The sequence below is a fragment of the Saccharopolyspora gloriosae genome (genome assembly GCF_022828475.1).
GTDB lineage: Bacteria > Actinomycetota > Actinomycetes > Mycobacteriales > Pseudonocardiaceae > Saccharopolyspora_C > Saccharopolyspora_C gloriosae_A.
The window spans coordinates 6,680,292-6,699,615 of record NZ_CP059557.1 but is presented as its reverse complement, the minus strand read 5'-3'; the positions used below and the strand labels follow the sequence as shown (position 1 = coordinate 6,699,615).

Here is a 19,324-nt window from a genome sequence, read left to right as displayed (position 1 = left end):
ACTGATCTAGTCCAAGATTTCGGGCTCGTTCACCGCGGGTTCCCCATCGGTCCACGGCGCATTGGTCGCCGGACCGCAGGCTCGTCGCCGTGCGAGTAATAGTGGTGGGCGGCGGCGTGCTGGGGACCATGCACGCCTGGCAGGCCCTCGAACGCGGTCATGAAGTGGTCCAGCTCGAACGGGAACCGGAGGCGCGCGGCGCGTCGGTGCGCAACTTCGGGCTCGTCTGGGTCAGCGGCCGGGCCGCCGGGCCGGAGGTGGAAGCGGCGCAGCGCGCCCGAGACCACTGGGAGCGGATCGCCGAGTCGGTGCCGGGCCTCGGATTCCGCGCGAACGGTTCGCTCACCGTGCTCCGAACGGACGGCGAGCTGGCCGTCGGCGAGCGGTTCGCCGCCGGACCGGACGCGGCGGCGCGCGGCACCACGCTGCTCTCCCCCGGCAAGGCGCGGTCGATCAACCCGGCGCTGCGCGGCGAGATGCGCGGCGCGCTGTGGTCGGAGCGCGACGCCGCCGTCGAGCCGCGCACCGCGCAGCCCGCGCTGCGCGCGCACCTGGCGGCGACCGGCCGCTACCGGTGGCTGCCGGGCAGGGAGGTGGTCGAGGTCGCCGAGGGTTCCGTCCGCGACGACCACGGGCAGCGGCACACCGCCGACGTGGTCGTGCTCTGCACGGGAGCCGTGCTCAGCGGCCCGATCCGCGAGCTGGCGCCGGAACCGCCGGTGCGCCGCGTCCGGTTGCAGATGATGCAGACCGCGCCGCTGGACGAGCCGCTGACCACGTCCGTCGCCGACGGCGACAGCCTCCGCTACTACCCGGCCTACCGGGGCGCCGCGCTCGACGAGCTGACCGCAGCGGAGCCGCAGTCCCCGGTCGCCGCCGAGCACGCGATGCAGCTGCTCATGGTCCAGCGCCTCGACGGCGGGCTCACCATCGGCGACACGCACGCCTACGAGGAGCCGTTCCCGTTCGACGTGACCGAGGAGCCCTACGAGCACCTGCGGGAACGGGTGGCGGAGCTGCTCGGGCGGCCCGCACCCGAGATCCGGCGGAGGTGGGCGGGTGTCTACGCGCAGTGCCTCGACGGCGGGCGGCTCGTGCACCGCGAAGAAGTGGCGCCCGGCGTGTGGCTGGTCACCGGCCCCGGTGGCCGCGGCATGACCTGCTCGCCTGCCATCGCGGCGGACACGGCGACGGAGGCGGGGCTGTGAGCGGCGGAATCGAACTCGCCGTGCTGGACATGGCGGGTACCACGGTGGCCGACGGCGGACTGGTCGAGCAGGCGTTCACCGCGGCCATCACCGAGGTGGGCGTCCCGGGACGGGAGTTCCCGGCGATGCTGGACCACGTCCACCGCACGATGGGCGAGTCGAAGATCGTCGTCTTCCGCGCCCTGCTGGACGAGCAGCGCGCGCAGCGGGCCAACCGCGCGTTCGAGACCGCTTACGCCGACCTGGTCGGATCCGGGGCGTGCACCGAGATCCCCGGCGCCGCCGAGACCATCCGCCTGCTGCGCGCCGATGGCATCAAGGTCGCGTTGAGCACCGGCTTCTCTCCGGAAACCCAGGATCGGATCCTTGCTGCGCTCGGTTGGCACGGACTGGCCGACCTGACGCTCAGCCCCGCCGAGGCCGGCCGGGGGCGGCCCTACCCCGACATGGTGCTCACCGCCGTGCTCCGGCTCGGCGTGACGGACGTCCGACGTGTCGCCGTGGTCGGCGACACCGCTTATGACGTGCTCTCCGGCCTGCGTGCCGGTGCCTCCGTAGTCGCGGGAGTGCGCACCGGCGCGCACGACCGCGACGTCCTGCTCGGCGCCGGAGCCGGGCACTGCCTCGACTCGATCAACGACCTGCCGGAGCTGCTGGCCGGGAAGGAGCATTCCCGATGAACAAGATCCACCGAATGCTGGCGTTGACCGCCTGCGCCGCGCTGCTCTCGGCGTGCGGCCCGAGCGCCGCCGACGGCGGCTCCGGTTCGGATGACGAGCTGGTGTTCGCCGCCATCCCCAGCGAGGAATCGCAGAGCCTGCGCCAGGACTACCAGCCCGTCATCGACCTGATCGCCGCCGAGACCGGCAAGAAGGTCGTGTTCCAGCAGGCCACCGACTATGCCGCGGTGATCGAGGGTCAGCGCGCAGGGAAGATCGACATCGCGAAGTACGGCCCGTTCTCCTACGTGCTCGCCCGCAGCAAGGGCGTGCCCGCCACCGCGGTCGCCGCGCAGGTCGCGGAGAAGGGCGTCGAGCCGGGCTACCGCTCCTACGCGATCACCCGGCCGGACAGCGGGATCACCGACCTCGCCGGTTTCCGGGACAAGCAGGTCTGCTTCGTCGACCCGACCTCCACCTCCGGGCACCTCTACCCGAAGGCGGGGCTGCTGCAAGCCGGGGTCGACCCGGAGCAGGGCACGCGGCCGGTCTTCAGCGGCGGGCACGACGCGGCGGCGCTGGCCGTCGCGCACGGTGACTGCGACGCCGGGTTCGCCTACGACACGATGGTCGACCGGCAGCTCATCGAGAAGGGCCAGTTGAAGCCGGGTGAGCTCCGAGTGCTGTGGCGCTCGCCGGTGATCCCGTCCGACCCGGTGGCGCTGTCAGACGACCTCGATCCGGCGCTGCGGGAGAAGATCACCCGGGCGCTGGGCGAGCAGGCCAACAGCGATCGCCTGCGGGAACGCGGGCTGTGCGCCGGGGAATGCCCGATCGGCGACCAGAACGGCTGGGGCTTCACCGGCGTCGACGACTCCTTCTACGACGGCATCCGGGACGTGTGCCGCACGACGCGCGACGAGCAGTGCTCATGACCGCCATCGAGTTCGACGACGTGCGCAAGGAGTTCGGGCGCGACCTGGTCGCCCTGGACGGGGTGTCGGTGACCGTGCGAGCCGGGGAGATCGCGGTGCTGCTGGGCCTGTCCGGCTCCGGCAAGTCCACGCTGCTGCGGCACGTGGACGGTCTGCACCGGCCGACGTCCGGTCGCGTCACGGTGCTCGGCACCGATGTGGCGGCGCTCGGCGGAGCCGAGCTGCGGCGGCTGCGGCGGCGCGTCGGCTTTGTGTTCCAGCAGTTCCACCTGGTCGGGGCGATGAGCGTGCTGGAGAACGTGTGCACCGGGGCGCTCGGCTCGCTGCGCGGTCCCCGGCTCGGGCTGCCCACCTATCCGAAGCGGGTGCGCTGGGCGGGATTGGAACAACTGGAACGGGTCGGGCTGCGCGACCACGCGTTCCAGCGGGCCGACACGCTCTCCGGCGGCCAGCAGCAGCGGGCCGCGGTGGCGCGGGCGCTCATCCAACGGCCGGAGGTGCTGCTCGCCGACGAGCCGGTGGCCTCGCTCGATCCCGAGTCCGCCGCGCAGGTGATGCGGCTGATCAGCGACATCGCCCGGCAGGACGGGCTGACGGTGCTGTGCAGCCTGCACCAGGTCGACCTGGCGCTGTCCTGGGGCGACCGGGTGATCGGGTTGCGCGGCGGCTCGGTAGTGCTGGACACGCCGGTCGACGGTCTCGGTCGCGAGGCGGCCATGTCGGTCTACACGAGCCTGGAGCACGTGGGGGCCGCGACGTGACGGCGCAGCTCTCGGCGCGCCCCTCGCTTGCCCGTCCGCGACCGCGACCCGGTCGCGTCGGCGCGGCACCGGTGCTGCTCGCGCTGCTCGGTGCCGGAGTGTGGGCGGTCGCCGACCTGCGGCTCAACTTGGCGACGCTGATCGACAGCGCGGGCAACGCCGCCGACTTCCTCGCCCGCACGGTGCCGCTGGACTTCCCGCCGGTGGGCGAGCTGCTGGCGATGTGCGGTCGGACGCTGGCCATCGTGGTGACCGCGACCGTGCTCGCCAGTCTGCTCAGCGGGGTGATCGCGGTGTTCGCGGCGGTGAACACGACACCGGGCAGGGTGACTCGGCACGGTGCCCGCGGGCTGATCGTCGCGGCGCGGGCGGTGCCGGACGTCGTGCTGGCGATCGTGTTCTTCCGGGTGTTCGGCTTCGGCGGGCTGACCGGAGTGCTGGCGATGGGACTGCACTCGATCGGCATGATCGGCAAGCTCTACGCCGACGCCATCGAGCACCTCGACGAAGGCCCGCGCACCGCGATCCGGGCCGCGGGCGGCGGGCGCGTGCAGGAGTTGGCGGCCGGCGTGCTGCCGCAGGTGCTGCCTTCGTTCATCGCGACCTCGCTGCACCGGCTGGACATCAACCTGCGGGTGTCGGTGGTGCTCGGGTTCGTCGGGGTCGGCGGCATCGGCATGGAGATCGCGCACGCCCTCGGCGAGCTCGACTACCAGCGGGGAATGGCGTTGGCGCTGGTGGTGCTCGCGCTGTGCGTGGTCGTGGAGCTGCTGTCCGGGGCGTTGCGGCGAGCATTGCTCGGCGGCCGCCCGCGCGCGGTGCCGCGCGGATCCGGCATTTCGGTGCCGTGGACGTTCGCGCGGGTACGCGCGGCGAGCTACCTGGTGCTCGCGGTGGCGTCGCTGGTGGCAGCGGTGTGGGGTGCGGGGATTTCGGGTGGCCAGTTCGCTCGTGCGGTCACCGACCTCGGCCCGGCGCTGGCGCTGTTCTGGCCGCCGGAGACCGGCGGGATCTTCGGCGAGCTGCTGGCCGAACTGCTGGTGACCATCAAGATCGCGTTGGCCGCGACGTTGCTGGGCGCGGTGCTCGCCCTGCCGATCGGTGCGCTCGCCGCCGAGAACGTCGCGCCGAACCGCGCGGTCGCCCGGACGTTCCGCGGGATCGTGCTGGCCGTTCGGGGGATCCCGGAGCTGGTGCTGGCGATCATCTTCGTGGTGATCACCGGGCTGGGTGCGGTCGCGGGCGCGCTGGCGCTCGCCGTGGGCGCGGTCGGCCTGCTCGGCAAGCTGGTCGCGGACTCGCTGGAGGAGGTGGACCGCGACGTCGAGCAGGCGGTGCGCGCGACCGGCGCGTCCCGCACGCAGGTGTTCTTCGCGGCGACGCTGCCGCAGGCGGTGCCCGCGTTCCTCGCGCACGTGCTCTACCAGCTCGACACCAACGTCCGGTCGGCCACGCTGCTCGGCCTGGTGGGCGCGGGAGGCATCGGCTTCTACCTGCTCAACGCGTCGAGAGTGCTGGAGTTCGGGGTGGTCACGACGGTGCTGCTGCTGTCGTTCGGCGTTGTGCTGCTCATCGAGCTGCTCGCGTTGTGGCTGCGCAAGGCGCTGCGGTGACGGCGCGGGCGGCGGTGTGGGACGGGGAGCGCTTCCTGCTCCGGGAGTTCGCGCATCCGGAGCTCGGGGCGGGCGAAGTGCTGGTGCGGGTTCGGATGGCGACGATCTGCGGCAGCGACCTGCACACGCTGCGCGGTGATCGGCCCACTCCGTTGCCCGCGGTGCTCGGGCATGAGGCCGTCGGTGAGGTGGTGGCCGCCGGTCCGGCGGCGCGCACTCGTTCCGGTGCATCCGTCGAGCCGGGGATGCGGCTCACCTGGACGATCGGCACCGCGTGCGGGAGCTGCGCGCGGTGCCGCCGCGGGTTGCCGCAGAAGTGCACGGAGCAGCACAAGTACGGGCACGCCGCCTGCACGGACGCGTGGGCGCTCAACGGCGGATTCGCCGATCACTGCCACCTGCTCGCGGGGACCGGCCTCGTCGAGGTGCCTCCGGACGTGCCGGACGCGGTGATCACCCCGGCGAACTGCGCCACCGCGACGGTGGTCGGCGCGGTGCACCGCGCCGACCCGGATCCGGCGGGCGTGGTCGTGGTGCAGGGCTGCGGGATGCTCGGCCTGACCGCCGTCGCCTACCTGCGGCATCTCGGTGTGCGCTCGATCGTGGCGTGCGACCCGGACGCCGGCCGCCGCGACGCGGCCGGTGCGTTCGGTGCCGCCGAGGTGACCGGCCCGGACGGTGCCGCGGCGGCGGTCCGGCGGCTCAGCGGTGGGGAGGGTGCGGTGGCCGTGCTCGAACTGTCCGGCAGCAACGCGGCGATCCGCTCTTCGTGGGAGTTGCTGGCCATCGGCGGCCACCTGGCGCTGGTGGGGTCGGTGTCGCCTGCCGACCCGGTGGGGTTGAGCGCCGAGTCGGTGGTGCGGCGGCTGCTCACCGTCAGCGGCTCGCACAACTACGGCGCGGACGATCTGGTCTCGGCCGTCGACTTCCTCGCCCGCGGCGCCCGGCACGCCGACTTCGCGGCGCTGGTCCCGCGTTCCTTCCCGCTCGGCGAAGTGGACGCTGCGGTGGCGTTCGCCGAGCGGGCTCGTGTCCCGCGGGTGGCTCTGGTGCCGTAGCTCCGTCCGGAGGTCGTGGGGTAGGCCACTCCTCAGTAAGTTGCCGTCTGCAACTAACATATTTATAGTTGCGTGCAGCAACTAAAGGAGTGGCTTCGTGGGACCGACGCCGGAAACGTGCAGCGAACTGCTGCGGCCCCTCCGCGCGCTGCTGGGCCTCAAGCAGGTCGCGGTGCAGAACCTCAACCAACACGCCCAGACCGACCTGCCCTACGCGGCGAGCGGACTGCTCGGTGAGCTCGTGCACTGTGGGGAGTCACGAGCCTCCGACCTCGCCGCGCATCGCATCGTGGACGCCTCCGTGGTCAGCCGACAGGTCTCCCAGCTCGAACACGCCGGGCTGATCAGCCGCCGCGCCGACCCCCAAGACCGCCGGGTCTCCCTGCTGCGCGCCACCGAAGAAGGCGAGCAGGCGCTGGCCCGCATCGAACAACACCGCGCCGAGTGGCTCAGCGAAGCGCTGCGCGACTGGGACGAGACGAAAGTGCGCGACCTGGCCGAGCTGCTCGGCGTCGCCGCCGCCGACATCCGTCGGGCGGTGCTGCCCGAAGAGCAGCACGCCGATACCTCGCACCTGGCCGCCAAGCGGCCGGTGCCCGCCGATGACCGACGCCCCGACGCGTCGTCGCAGAAAGGAATTCGATGACCCGCTCGACGATCGGCGAAGCCGCGCCGGCGAGCTCGGCATCGGCCGATGGCCGAACCGACCCGGCACAGGGCGGTGGCCGCCACCAGGCCACGAGCGACTCGCCGATGACGCATCGCCAGATCCTGGAGGCGATGTCCGGGCTCATGCTGGCCCTGCTGGTCGCCATCCTGAGCTCGACGATCGTGTCCAACGCGCTCCCGAGCATCTTGGCCGACCTCGGCGGTAGCCAGAGCCAGTACACCTGGGTCGTCACGTCGATGCTGCTGACCTCGACGGCCTCCACCCCGATCTGGGGCAAGCTCTCCGACCTGTTCAGCAAGAAGCTGCTGTACCAGATCGCGATCACCGTGTTCACGCTCGGATCGGTCCTCGGCGGCTTCGCGCAGACGATGCCGCAGCTCATCGGTTTCCGCGCCGTGCAGGGCATCGGCATGGGCGGGTTGCAGGCGCTGATCCAGGTCGTGATCGCCGCCATGGTCTCGCCGCGGGAACGCGGTCGCTACAGCGGCTACATCGGTGCGGCCTTCGCGGTCGCCACGGTCAGCGGACCGCTGGTCGGCGGGCTCATCGTGGACACCTCCTGGCTCGGCTGGCGCTGGTGCTTCTGGGTGACCGTGCCGATCGCCGTGATCGCGTTCATCGTGCTCGGCCGCACGCTGAAGCTGCCGGTGATCAAGCGGCCGGTGCGCATCGACTGGTTCGGCGCGCTGTTCCTCGTCGGCGGCGTGAGCCTGCTGCTGGTGTGGGTGTCGATGGCGGGCAAGCAGTTCGCCTGGGCCTCGCCGGAGACCGCCGCCTACGTCGGCGGCGGGGTGCTCGCACTGATCATCGCGGTGATCATCGAGTCCCGGTTCCCCGAACCGATCGTGCCGCTGAGCATGTTCCGCAACCCCACGGTGACGCTGGCGACCATCGGCACCGTCGCGGTCGGTACCGCCATGTTCGGCGGCTCGGTGTTCCTCGGCCAGTACTTCCAGATCGCCCGCAGCTTCACCCCCACCCACGCCGGGTTGATGACGTTGCCGATGGTGCTGGGGCTGTTCCTGTCCTCCACCATCTCCGGCCAGATCATCTCCCGCGGCAGCGGCAAGGTGAAGCCGTTCCTGATCTTCGGCTCCATCGTGCTGGTGGCGGGCATGGGCCTGCTGGCGACCATGGACCACACCACGAACCTCGTGCTCGTCGGCGTGTACCTGGCGATGATGGGCATCGGCGTCGGCTCGCTGATGCAGAACCTGGTGCTGACCGTGCAGAACGTCACCACCGGCAAGAACGTCGGTTCGGTGACCTCGGTCGTCACGTTCTTCCGCACGCTCGGCGGCTCGGCCGGTGTGTCCGTGCTCGGCGCGGTGCTGGCCGCGCGGGTCACCGACTACGTCAACGAGGGGCTCACCCGGATGGGCATCCCCGCCGGAGCCGGTGGCGGCGCGGGCGGCGGCTCGCTGGACGTCGGTGCGCTGCCAGGGCCGATGCAGGAGATCGTGCGCGCCGCCTACGGCGACGCCATCGGGGACATCTTCTTCGTCTCCGCCTGCATCTCGGTCGTCACGCTGCTGGCCGTGGTGTTCATCAAGGAGGTCCCGCTGCGCAGCACCATCGAATCCCAGGACGAGGTGCTCGCGGAAACTGTGGACAACCAACCGCTCCCTGTGGACAACTCGGTCGGCCAGGAGACTGCGCCGCTCACTCGCCAAAGTGGTTCTGCGCAGCTTGCGGGGGTGCCGCACGCAGCGGCCCCACACTTCGGCGAGCCTGTGGACAACTCTGTGGGCAACCACTCCCGTTCCTGGTCAACGACGCCCGCGACGAACAACAACGGTGTCCAGGGGCGCCATCTGGCGGGCGACCTCGCCGACGGTGGCGCGGGACTGTTCGTGCACGGCTCGGCACAGGACTCCGCGGGCAACCCGGTCGCCGAGGTGGTGCTGACGCTGACCGATTCGCTCGGCAGGCAGGTCGAACGCGCCCGCACCGATCAGGACGGCGGCTACCGGCTCGACGTCACCCACGGCGGGACCTACGTGCTCATCGCCGCCGCAGGCACCTACCAGCCGACCGCCTCGATGGTCGTGGTCAACGACCGCCCGGTGCGGCACAACGTGCGGATGTTCGGTTCCGGTGCCGTCGCGGGCGTCGTGCGCTGCGGAGACCGCGAGATCTCCGGTGCCACCGTGGTGCTCACCGACCTGCGCGGTGAGGTCGTGGGCTCGAACGCCACCGGCACCGACGGGCGCTACGAGTTCACCGATCTCGTCGGCGGCTCCTACGCGCTGACCGCGACCGCCGAAGGGTTCCGTCCCGTCGCCACCCCGGTCGTCGTCGCCGACGGCGAAAGCGCCGCGCTCGACGTGGCGTTGCAGACCGGCGCGGCGCTGACCGGGGTCGTGCGCTCGGCGAACCTCGGCCTTCCGGTGCCGGACGCGCGGGTCACGCTGCTCGACGCCGCTGGTGAGGTCGTCACCGCCGTCACCACCGACGCCGAGGGCACCTACGCGTTCACCGACCTGCCCGACGGCGACTACACGGTCATCGCCACCGGTTACCCGCCGGTCGCGACACCGCTGCGGCTCGACGGGCAGCGCGCCACGCACGACGTCGAGTTGGGGTACTGAGCATGACCGCGGTCCAAGGCAGGGGGAGCGACGTGAGCAACGGCGACGGAGCAGGCACCGTGACGGCGACGGTGCGCACCGGCGACGGCTGGCCGGTTCCCGGCGCCGCGCTCACGCTCATCGACGGCGGCGGCGCGCAGGCGGCACGGGCGCAGAGCGGCGAGGACGGCGTGGCCGTGGCGACCGGGGTCGCGCCCGGTTCCTACACCGCGATCGTGTCGACCGTCGGCTACGAACCCGTCGCCCGCACCACGCTGGTGCGCGGCGGGCAGGACGCCGCGCTCGGCGTGCTCGAACTGCGGCGTGCCGGGGGCGCCGAGCTGCCCGCACCGGGGCGGTGGGAGATCGACCCGGTGCACTCGTCGATCCGGGTCAGCGCCCGGCACCTGGGCATCACCAGCATCCACGGGCGGTTCACCGAGTTCAGCGGTGAGGTGTCGATCGGCGAGCCGATCGAGTCGACGGGCGTGTCCGTGCGGATCGACGCGGCCAGCGTCGACACCGCGAACGCGCAGCGCGACGCGCACCTGCGCGCCGAGGACTTCCTCGACGTCGAACGGCACCCGGAGATCACCTTCACCGGCACCGGGCTGCGGCCCGCAGGCGGCGAACGCTGGGAGCTGGCCGGGGACCTCACCCTGTGCGGGATGACCAAGCCGGTGGTGCTGGACACGCACTACGCGGGAGTCGGGCCGGACCCGTGGGGCGGGTCCCGCGCCTCCGCCTCGGCGACGACCGAGCTGCGGCGGGAGGACTTCGCGATGACGTTCAACCAGGCGTTGCGCACGGGCATCGCCGCGATCGGCACGACCCTGCGAGTCGATATCGACATCCAGGCCGTGCAGCAGAACTGACGCACGACCCACCACGACGAGGGGCCGTCCGCCGCAACCGGCGGGCGGCCCCTCGTGTCCGTCTCGGGTGAAGGCCTCCTTTGACCGGTGGGACCGATCAAAGGAGGCATCGACTCCAACTGCAGCGGTCGCTCAGGTGATGTCCGAGCGGTCGACGGGCGCGACCTCTCCGGTGCGGAGCTTTTCGCGGAAGCTCTTGAGCTCGCGCTTGACCACCGGCATCAGCAGGTACAGGCCGATGATGTTGAACAGCGCCAGCGCGAACAGCACGGCGTCGGCGAAGTTCAGCACGCTGGTCAGCGTCAGCACCGAACCGATCACGGTGCTGATGCAGAAGATCACGTTGTAGGTGATCTCCTTCGCCTTGCTCTTGCCGAACAGGAACAGCCAGGCGCGCTGACCGTAGTAGCCCCAGGTGATGATCGTGGAGATCGCGAACAGCGCCACGGCCAGCGTCAGCACGTACGGGAACCACGGCAGCACCGTGGCGAACGCGTCGGAGGTCACGATGACCCCGTCCGGGGCCTCGCCGCCGTTGATGACGTCCTGCTGCGCGCTGGTCCAGAATTCCGTCTTCGCGATGACGATGGTCAGCGCCGTCATGGTGCAGACGATCACGGTGTCGACGAACGGTTCCAGCAGCGCGACGAAGCCCTCGGTGACCGGGTGGCGGGTCTTGACCGCGGAGTGCGCGATCGACGACGAACCCAGTCCGGCCTCGTTGGAGAACGCGGCCCGCTGGAAACCGATGATGAGCACGCCGATCGCGCCGCCGAACCCGGCGGCGGGGGTGAAGGCACCGCTGATGATCTCGCCGAACGCGGTCGGGACCGCAGTGATGTTGACCGCGATCACGGTCAGGCAGGCGCCCACGTAGATGATCGCCATCGCGGGCACGAGCTTGCTGGTGACCGCGCCGATGGACTTGATGCCGCCGATGATGACCACGCCGATCAGCGTGGCGAGCACGACGCCGAACACCAGGGCCGCGCCGTCGCTGGCGAGCCAGCCCTCATCGCCGCCGGTGACGTTGCGCAGCTGCGCGAAGGTCTGGTTCGCCTGGAACATGTTGCCGCCGGCGATGCCGAAGAACAGGATCATGATCGCGGCGATCACCGCGAGGGACTTGCCCAGCCCGGCACCGAACGCGCCGGGGAACCGCTCGGCGATGCCCTTGCGCAGGTATTGCATCGGACCGCCGGTGACGGTGCCGTCCTCGTGGATCTCCCGGTACTTCACGCCGAGGGTGCACTCCACGAACTTCGTGCACATGCCGAGCAGGCCGCACACGATCATCCAGAAGGTGGCGCCCGCGCCGCCGACGGTGACCGCCACACCCACGCCCGCGATGTTGCCCAGCCCGACGGTGGCCGACACCGCCGAGGTCAGTGCTTGGAAGTGCGTGATCTCGCCGGGGTCGTCGTCGCGCGAGTACTTGCCGCGGAGCAGCGCGAGCGACAGCCCGAGCGAGCGGAACTGGATGAAGCCGAAGGCGACGGTGAACACGGCCGCGGCGATCGCGAGCCAGGCCACGACCCACGGGAACGTGACGCCGAACAGCGTGAGCTCGCCGAACACGAGGTTCGAGAACCCGTCGGAGATCGGTTCGAAGACGGTGTTGATCGTGTCTTCGACGCTGGAGAGGGGGCCGCTTTCAGCGGCGAGCACGTCGGTGTGCGGGGGTGGGCTCGTGAGTGACGAGCCGAATGCGGGTGGCATGGCGGAAAGTTAGACAAGCGGACATTCAAGACTCAATGCTTTTAGGGGATCCACTCGCCAATTGACACCTGATTCGAGACTGAGAGTGATCGAAGTTCGGCCGAACGGGCGAGCACATCGAGGCGCGCGGCCGAAGTTCCGCTTACATTGCGAAATGGATGTAAGCTTGAGTGCAACAGGCTCAACTTTCCTGCCGGATGACCTGAGCTCGTCGAGTCGGGGCTTGTGGCGGGTGTGCACGACGGCGGTTCGGCGCGAGCATGGTGACTCGTGAGCGATGCCCTGGCGAGGTGGAGGAATGGACGCTTTCAACCCGACGACCAAGACCCAGCAGGCGATCTCCTCGGCGGCGCAGGCCGCCACGGTGGCGGGCAACCCGGACGTCGGTCCGGCCCGACTGCTCGGCGCCCTGCTCGCACAGGGCGACGGCATCGCCGCACCGCTGCTCACGGCGGTCGAGGCCGATCCGGCGGAGATCCGCCGCGAGGTGGAGACGCTGATCAACGCACTGCCCGCCGCCTCCGGATCCACGGTCTCCCCGCCGCAGCTGTCCCGGGACGCGCTCAAGGCGGTGACGCACGCCCAGCACCTCGCGACCGAGATGGGCGACGACTACGTCTCCACCGAGCACTTGATGGTGGGACTCGCCGCCGAAGGCGGGCAGGTCGGCGACCTGCTGCGCAAGCACGGCGCCACACCCGACGCGCTGCGCGAGGCGTTCGCCAAGGTGCGCGGCTCCGCGCGGGTCTCCAGCCCGGACCCGGAAGGCACCTTCAAGGCGCTGGAGAAGTACGGCCAGGACCTCACCGACCGCGCCCGCAACGGCGACCTGGACCCGGTGATCGGCCGTGACTCCGAGATCCGCCGCGTCGTGCAGGTGCTGTCCCGGCGGACCAAGAACAACCCGGTGCTCATCGGTGAACCCGGGGTCGGCAAAACCGCCATCGTCGAAGGCCTCGCGCAGCGCATCGTCGCCGGTGACGTGCCGGAATCCTTGCGCGGCAAGCGAGTCGTCGCGCTCGACCTCGGCTCGATGATCGCGGGCGCGAAGTACCGCGGCGAGTTCGAGGAGCGGCTCAAGGCGGTGCTCAAGGAGATCACCGACTCCGCGGGCGAGGTCGTCACCTTCATCGACGAGCTGCACACCATCGTCGGCGCCGGTGCCACCGGCGAAGGCGCCATGGACGCCGGGAACATGATCAAGCCGATGCTGGCGCGCGGCGAACTCCGCATGGTCGGGGCGACCACGCTCGACGAGTACCGCGAGCACATCGAGACCGACGCCGCGCTGGAACGCCGCTTCCAGCAGGTGATGGTCGGCGAGCCGAGCCCGCAGGACGCCGTGGCGATCCTGCGCGGGCTCAAGGAGCGCTACGAGGTGCACCACGGCGTGCGGATCACCGACGGCGCGCTGGTGGCCGCCGCGACGCTCTCCGACCGCTACATCACGGCTCGGTTCCTGCCCGACAAGGCCATCGACCTCGTCGACGAGGCCGCGTCCCGGCTGCGCATGGAGATCGACTCGCGGCCGGTGGAGATCGACGAGGTGGAGCGCGCGGTGCGCCGCCTGGAGATCGAGGAGATGGCGCTGGCCAAGGAGGCCGACGTCGCCTCCGTCGAACGGCTCGCCACCCTGCGCGGCGAGCTCGCCGACCGGCGCGAACAGCTCTCCGAGCTCACCGCGCGCTGGCAGGGCGAGAAGGAGTCGATCGACAAGGTCCGCGACCTCAAGACGCAGCTCGAACAGCTGCGCGGCGAATCCGACCGCGCCGAACGCGACGGCGACCTCGGCAAGGCCGCCGAGTTGCGCTACGGCCGCATCCCCGCGCTGGAGAAGGAACTCGCCACCGCCACCGAGGCGCAGACCGAGCGCAAGGCGATGCTGCAGGAGGAGGTCACGCCTGACGACGTCGCCGACGTGGTCAGCTCCTGGACCGGCATCCCCGCCGGGCGGCTGCTCGAAGGCGAGACGACGAAGCTGCTGCGCATGGAAGACGAGTTGGAAGGCCGCGTCGTCGGCCAGGGCGAGGCGGTGCGCGCGGTGTCCGACGCGGTGCGGCGCACCCGCGCGGGCGTCGCCGACCCCGACCGGCCGACCGGCTCGTTCCTGTTCCTCGGCCCGACCGGCGTCGGCAAGACGGAGTTGGCGAAGGCGCTCGCCGGGTTCCTGTTCGACGACGAGCGGGCGATGATCCGCATCGACATGAGCGAGTACTCCGAGAAGCACTCGGTGGCCCGCCTGGTCGGCGCCCCGCCCGGCTACGTCGGCTACGACCAGGGCGGCCAGCTCACCGAGTCGGTGCGGCGCAGGCCCTATTCGGTGGTGCTGTTCGACGAGGTGGAGAAGGCGCATCCCGACGTGTTCGACGTGCTGCTGCAGGCGCTCGACGACGGCAGGCTCACCGACGGGCAGGGCCGCACGGTGGACTTCCGCAACACGATCCTGGTGCTCACCTCGAACCTCGGGTCGCAGGCCATCGCGGACCCGAACCTGTCCGAGCAGCAACGCGACGACGCGGTGCTCTCGGTGGTGCGCCAGCAGTTCAAGCCGGAGTTCCTGAACCGGCTCGACGACATGGTGGTGTTCCGCTCGCTGACCACCGCGGAGCTGACATCCATTGTGGACATTCAGGTGGAGCGGCTGGCGCAGCGGCTCAGCCAGCGGCGACTGACCTTGGACGTGCGGCCCGCGGCCCGGGACTGGTTGGCGCTCAACGGCTTCGACCCGGTCTTCGGCGCCCGTCCGCTGCGGCGCCTCGTGCAGTCGGCCATCGGCGATCAACTGGCGAAGCAGCTGCTCGCGGGCGAAGTGCGCGACGGTGACAAAGTCCAGGTCGACACAGCCGACGACAACTCGGCTCTCGTCGTTCGGGCTGGTTGACGCCTTCTGCTTGGGGGGTCGGGTGGCGGAACCTCAGTTGGTCTCTCGCTGCGGGATCTTTTTCCCTAGTGGCTCCGCCACGAGGGAAAAAGCTGTCCTCGCGAGAGACCAACTGAGAACCCGCCGGTGGTCGGCTTTGTGACGTGGGCTATGCGCTGACGCGCATCCAGGCACGGCTTCGCCGCAAGGCACGGCCTTCGGCCGCGAGGCAGGCGGGGCTTCGCTCGCCCTTCGCGGGCTTCGTCGCTAAAAGCACGGTTCGCCGCGAGGCGGTCCTTGCTTCGTCCGCTGGTCGCGGGCTTTGCCGCTGATCGGACGAGGGGTCAGTGGCGGATGTAGGTGCCGGCCCAGGCGATGGTGGCGAAGAGGGCTGCGATGGCTGCGAAGACGATGGTCGAGGTGGTGAGGCCGGCGTAGGTGGTCAGCATGCCGAGCAGCACGCTGGGCACCGTTGCCGACAGGTACGCCACGATGTAGATCATCGAGGCGGTCGCGGCCCGGTTGTCCGGGTCGGCCAGTGCGGTGAGCAGGCGGAAACCACCCATGAACATCAGGCCCCAGCCGATGCCGACCACGGCGGACCCGGCGAAGAACGTGGCCGCGCTCCCGTTGAGCACCGCCACGGCGACCGTGGCGAGCCCGACGATCAGCGTCGGGGCGGCGACGCGCACCGCCCGTTGCCCGAGCCAGCCGGACGCCGACAGCTGGGCGGCCGCGCCGACGCCGGTCATGGCTGCGACCGCCAGCCCGCCGATCAGGTAAGGCGTGCCGTCGACCAGGCTCTTCGCCACCGAGGGGCCGAGCGACATGAACATCCCGCCGATCGTCCAGGCGGAGAGCATCGTCGTGGCCAGCAGCGCGAACGCCTTGCCGCGCCCGGCGGGCACTCCGGGGCGCTGCGGGCGCAACGCGCGCCGCAGCGCGATCGGGTCGCGCACCGGCTCCGGCATCAACCACACCAGTGGCAACGCGATCACAAAACCGACGATGAGCAGCAGGTAAGCCAGCATCGTGGGCGCGGGCGCGAACTGCACCAGCAGTCCGGCGACACCGGAACCCAATGCCATGCCGAGACCCGCGGCCACCCCGTTGAAGGTGGCGCCGCGGCTGCTGCCCGGCGGCTGGAAGTCCAGCAGTGAGCCGCTGATCGCGCCCGTCGCCGCGCCGGTCGCGACGCCCTGCAGGAACCGGCCGAGGAACAACGGCCCCACGTCGGGCGCGAACGCGAGCACCAGCATCGACACGATCTCCAGCAGCAGCGCGGCGAACAGCACCGGGCGCCTGCCGATCCGGTCGGACACGGCGCCGAACAGCACCAGCGCGGCGAGGATGCCGATCATGTAGGCGCCGAACACCTCGGTCAGCACGGTCGCGGAGAAGTCCCAGCGCTGCTGGTAGATCGCGTACATCGGGGACGGCGCGGTGGAGGCCATCAGGAACAGCGCCAGCAGCGCTCCGACGAACCAGAACGCGCGATGCGGGGCGAGCACTGCCCGCGGGGCGCGGACGGGACGGTCGAGAGCGACCTCGGGCGCGGTCATGGAGCTCCTCCGGGCGCGACGATGATTCCGAATCGAGGCAACCGACGAGTGGAATTGAACATTCCACTTCGACATTGCTTGTGCGGATGGCCACAGCGCGGATCTCGTCTCCCGTGCACGTGCTGGAGGAACGGATCATTGCGGGCCGCGCCGCGCCGCGAATCGCGTCCTGGTGTTCCCGGCGAACTGCCTGTGCGGCTTCGCGATCGGAATGGCGTCCGGCGCGCTGCTGCGGCGGACCGTGCCGGCGATGGCGGCGACCCTGGTCTGCTCGGTGGCGTGGTCGCTGTTCGTGTGGATCGGGGTTCGCCCGCACTACATGACTCCGGTGACCACGCGGACCAATGAGGACGTGCGCGACGCGTTCGTGCTCGGTCACCCCGGTGACCTCGTGAGCTACCACCCCCGCGGAGCGGTTCTGGATCTTCCAGGGCATCGAGGCGGGCCTGCTCGTCGCGACCGCGCTCGCCTTGTTCGCGTTCACCGCTTGGTGGCTGCGGCGGATTTCTGTCTGACGTTCACCCGATCGGCCGCTACAGAGATCGGATCAGCCGGTCGATAAGAGAAGAAGACAAGGACGGGAGCGGTTCGCCGCTCCCGTCCTTCTTCGTTCCCGGCCTCCGCGCCGAATCGCCGCGTTCGTGCGGTCTCCGGCGAGTCGCCGACCGCCCTCCACCGACACCCGATGGCTCTGGCCGCTGCGCGGAACGGGTTCGCGGACGGGGCGCCGAGAGCCCGGCCATATCCGGAGCGAGACCTTCCCGAGCCATCCGTGCTGCGCACCTCGCACGGATGGCGCAATTCCCGCCCGGAGACCCCGGCGATCTTCGCGGGAGATGGCGACGGGACTACCCTGCGCGGTGTGGGTATCCCTGCCTGGGTCTGGTTCCTCGTCGCCGTCCTCGCGATCGCCGCGGGCGTCGCGCTGCTGATCGCCGACCGCACACGACGCGCCCCGAACAACCGGGAGCGGCGTCGCTGGGCGGCGCTGCGCGGTTGGCAGTTCGCCGAAGTCGACCAAGTGCTGCCGACGCGCTGGGAACGCGGCGCGCTCGCGCAGCACGGCACCGGCACCGCCACGGACGTCGTCGCCGGTTCCACGTTCACCGCCGACGGCCGCCGCCAGGTCTACGTGCTCGACCTCACCGTGAACAACAAGGTCGCGACCGTGCTCGCCGGGGTGCGTTGCCGCCGCAGCGTCAGCACCATCCTCGAACTCTGGCAGCCGGACGTGCCGGTGCCGCAGGACTCCGGGCTGGACCTGCTCGGACCCGTCGGCTCCCGCTACGCCTTCGTCACCGAGGTCGCCGCGGCCCGCCCGCTGGTCACCCCGGCACTGGTCGAGGCCGCCGAAGAGGTCGGTCCCGACGTCACCGTGGTGTGGCTGGAGCAGGACTGGGTGCTGGCCGCCATCGAACCCGACGGCGCCGACCCGGCCCGCCTGGAACGGCTGCTGCGCGCGCTGGGCGAACTCGCCGACATCATCGACCCGTTCGAAACGGATCCGAACGAGCCGGAGCCGGAGCAGGCCGCGGAGACCGAGCCGACCCGTCAGCTCAAGGGAGCCACCGGCGCGTCCTCCCCGGCGGACACCAACGAGACGGTCCGCGTCGAGCGCGCCGAGCATTCCGAGAACCAGTCCTGACCGGAGCCGATCAGCAAGGCGATACGGTGCGAACCATGCCTACCGCACTTGTCACCGGCCCCACCGCCGGGATCGGCAACGCCTTCGCCCGCAGGCTCGCCGCCGAGGGGCACGACCTGGTGCTCGTCGCCCGCGACGCCACGAGGCTGGAGGCGCTGGCCGAGGCGCTGCGCGCGCGTCACGGCGTCACCGTCGAAGTGCTCGTCGCGGACCTCGCCGACCCGGCGCAGCTCGCCGAGGTGGAGCGCCGCGTCGCCGACGAGCGGCGGCCGGTGGACCTGCTGGTCAACAACGCGGGCTTCGGCACTTCCGGCGCGTTCTGGGACACCGAACCGGCGACCTTGCGCAAGCAGCTCGACCTCAATGTGGCCGCCGTGCTGCGGCTGACGCACGCGGCGGTGCCGGGGATGCGGGCGCGCGGGGGCGGCGACGTGATCAACCTGTCCAGCGTGGCCGGGTTCTTCTCCGTGGCCGGTTCCACCTATGCCGCCACCAAGTCCTGGGTGACGACGTTCTCCGAGGGCCTGTCCTCCGCGCTGACCGGCACCGGAGTGCGAGTGATGGCGCTGTGCCCCGGCTTCACCCGGACCGAGTTCCACGAGCGAGCCGGCCTTTCCATGAGCCGCTTGCCGAAGGCGTTCTGGCTGCGCGCCGACGACGTGGTCCACGAAGGCCTCACCGACCTCCGCCGCGGCCGCTCGGTCTCCATCCCCAGCCCGCAGTACAAGGCCCTCGTCACCATCGGCCGCCTGATCCCCCACCGCCTCCAACGAGCAGTGGTAACCCGAACAGTCCCCGGCCGAACCTGACCCCGAGACGGACAGCCAAAGCCCCGCCCGCCTAACGGCGATAGCCGTGCCTCTGCCGACGAAGCCGTGCCTTTGGCGGCGAAGCCCTCGAAGGGCGGGCGAAGCCCCGCCTGCCTCGCGGCCGAAGGCCGTGCTTTTGGCGGCGAAGCCCTCGAAGGGCGGGCGAAGCCCCGCCTGCCTCGCGGCCGAAGGCCGTGCTTTTGGCGGCGAAGCCCTCGAAGGGCGGGCGAAGCCCCGCCTGCCTCGCGGCCGAAGGCCGTGCCTGTATGTGCGAAGCACATAGCCCACGTCGAAAAGGTGGCCACCGGCGGGTTCTCAGCTGTCTTCTCGCGAGGACAGCTTTTTCCCTCGTGGCGGAGCCACTAGGGAAAAAGATCCCG

The 19,324-nt window shown here is 70.8% G+C and carries 14 protein-coding genes; 12 read left to right on the top strand and 2 right to left on the bottom strand.

Features of this window, described 5'->3' with window-relative positions:
* Positions 1-89 precede the first annotated feature (89 nt).
* The 9 genes from H2Q94_RS29635 to H2Q94_RS29595 all read left to right on the top strand — a co-directional run bounded on the left by H2Q94_RS29635 (position 90) and on the right by H2Q94_RS29595 (position 10,349).
* On the top strand, positions 90-1,208 hold the full coding sequence (locus H2Q94_RS29635) for a TIGR03364 family FAD-dependent oxidoreductase (protein ID WP_243790408.1): 1,119 nt from the start codon (positions 90-92) through the stop codon (positions 1,206-1,208).
* A complete protein-coding gene (locus tag H2Q94_RS29630; protein ID WP_258718642.1) occupies positions 1,205-1,888 on the top strand; it encodes a phosphonatase-like hydrolase in 684 nt (227 codons plus the stop codon). Before H2Q94_RS29635 ends, H2Q94_RS29630 begins: the two co-directional genes overlap by 4 nt.
* Positions 1,885-2,802: a phosphate/phosphite/phosphonate ABC transporter substrate-binding protein gene (locus tag H2Q94_RS29625; RefSeq protein WP_243790407.1), complete on the top strand. Its 918-nt coding sequence runs from the start codon at positions 1,885-1,887 to the stop codon at positions 2,800-2,802. Before H2Q94_RS29630 ends, H2Q94_RS29625 begins: the two co-directional genes overlap by 4 nt.
* Entirely contained in the window at positions 2,799-3,563 is a 765-nt protein-coding gene (gene phnC, locus H2Q94_RS29620; RefSeq protein ID WP_243790406.1) for a phosphonate ABC transporter ATP-binding protein, read from the top strand. The genes H2Q94_RS29625 and phnC overlap by 4 nt, the downstream gene beginning before the upstream one ends.
* Positions 3,560-5,176: a phosphonate ABC transporter, permease protein PhnE gene (gene phnE / locus H2Q94_RS29615; RefSeq protein ID WP_243790405.1), complete on the top strand. Its 1,617-nt coding sequence runs from the start codon at positions 3,560-3,562 to the stop codon at positions 5,174-5,176. Before phnC ends, phnE begins: the two co-directional genes overlap by 4 nt.
* A complete protein-coding gene (locus tag H2Q94_RS29610) occupies positions 5,173-6,234 on the top strand; it encodes a zinc-binding dehydrogenase (RefSeq protein ID WP_243790404.1) in 1,062 nt (353 codons plus the stop codon). Before phnE ends, H2Q94_RS29610 begins: the two co-directional genes overlap by 4 nt.
* A 97-nt stretch (positions 6,235-6,331) precedes the next feature.
* Complete coding sequence (locus tag H2Q94_RS29605) at positions 6,332-6,880, top strand: MarR family winged helix-turn-helix transcriptional regulator (RefSeq protein ID WP_243790403.1); 549 nt, start codon at positions 6,332-6,334, stop codon at positions 6,878-6,880.
* Between the two features lie 107 nt (positions 6,881-6,987).
* Entirely contained in the window at positions 6,988-9,495 is a 2,508-nt protein-coding gene (locus H2Q94_RS29600) for an MFS transporter (protein WP_243795991.1), read from the top strand.
* 32 nt (positions 9,496-9,527) lie between these two features.
* A complete protein-coding gene (locus tag H2Q94_RS29595) occupies positions 9,528-10,349 on the top strand; it encodes a YceI family protein (RefSeq protein WP_243790402.1) in 822 nt (273 codons plus the stop codon).
* A 132-nt stretch (positions 10,350-10,481) separates the two neighbouring features.
* Here H2Q94_RS29595 and H2Q94_RS29590 read toward each other — a convergent pair whose 3' ends face one another.
* On the bottom strand, positions 10,482-12,068 hold the full coding sequence (locus H2Q94_RS29590) for an alanine/glycine:cation symporter family protein (protein ID WP_243790401.1): 1,587 nt from the start codon (positions 12,066-12,068) through the stop codon (positions 10,482-10,484).
* Positions 12,069-12,366: 298 nt separating this feature from the next.
* Here H2Q94_RS29590 and clpB point away from each other — a divergent pair, with 298 nt between their 5' ends.
* Complete coding sequence (clpB, locus tag H2Q94_RS29585; protein ID WP_243790400.1) at positions 12,367-14,949, top strand: ATP-dependent chaperone ClpB; 2,583 nt, start codon at positions 12,367-12,369, stop codon at positions 14,947-14,949.
* A gap of 323 nt (positions 14,950-15,272) precedes the next feature.
* On the opposite strand, the gene H2Q94_RS29580 is transcribed toward clpB, so the two are convergent.
* Positions 15,273-16,490: an MFS transporter gene (locus tag H2Q94_RS29580; RefSeq protein ID WP_243790399.1), complete on the bottom strand. Its 1,218-nt coding sequence runs from the start codon at positions 16,488-16,490 to the stop codon at positions 15,273-15,275.
* A gap of 862 nt (positions 16,491-17,352) precedes the next feature.
* Here H2Q94_RS29580 and H2Q94_RS29575 point away from each other — a divergent pair.
* Positions 17,353-18,135: a type III secretion system chaperone family protein gene (locus tag H2Q94_RS29575; RefSeq protein WP_309501096.1), complete on the top strand. Its 783-nt coding sequence runs from the start codon at positions 17,353-17,355 to the stop codon at positions 18,133-18,135.
* 35 nt (positions 18,136-18,170) lie between these two features.
* The gene (locus H2Q94_RS29570) at positions 18,171-18,944 is read left to right on the top strand and encodes an SDR family NAD(P)-dependent oxidoreductase (protein ID WP_243790398.1); all 774 of its coding nucleotides are present in this window, start codon (positions 18,171-18,173) and stop codon (positions 18,942-18,944) included.
* The last annotated feature ends 380 nt before the right edge of the window (positions 18,945-19,324 follow it).

Bases quoted from the DNA above. Each gene is read 5' to 3' on its own strand.
- H2Q94_RS29625 (WP_243790407.1), top strand. From the start codon at position 1,885: ATGAACAAGATCCACCGAATGCTGGCGTTGACCGCCTGCGCCGCGCTG.
- phnC (WP_243790406.1), top strand. From the start codon at position 2,799: ATGACCGCCATCGAGTTCGACGACGTGCGCAAGGAGTTCGGGCGCGAC.
- H2Q94_RS29600 (WP_243795991.1), top strand. From the start codon at position 6,988: ATGACGCATCGCCAGATCCTGGAGGCGATGTCCGGGCTCATGCTGGCC.
- H2Q94_RS29590 (WP_243790401.1), bottom strand. From the start codon at position 12,068: ATGCCACCCGCATTCGGCTCGTCACTCACGAGCCCACCCCCGCACACC.
- clpB (WP_243790400.1), top strand. From the start codon at position 12,367: ATGGACGCTTTCAACCCGACGACCAAGACCCAGCAGGCGATCTCCTCG.
- H2Q94_RS29580 (WP_243790399.1), bottom strand. From the start codon at position 16,490: ATGACCGCGCCCGAGGTCGCTCTCGACCGTCCCGTCCGCGCCCCGCGG.
- H2Q94_RS29570 (WP_243790398.1), top strand. From the start codon at position 18,171: ATGCCTACCGCACTTGTCACCGGCCCCACCGCCGGGATCGGCAACGCC.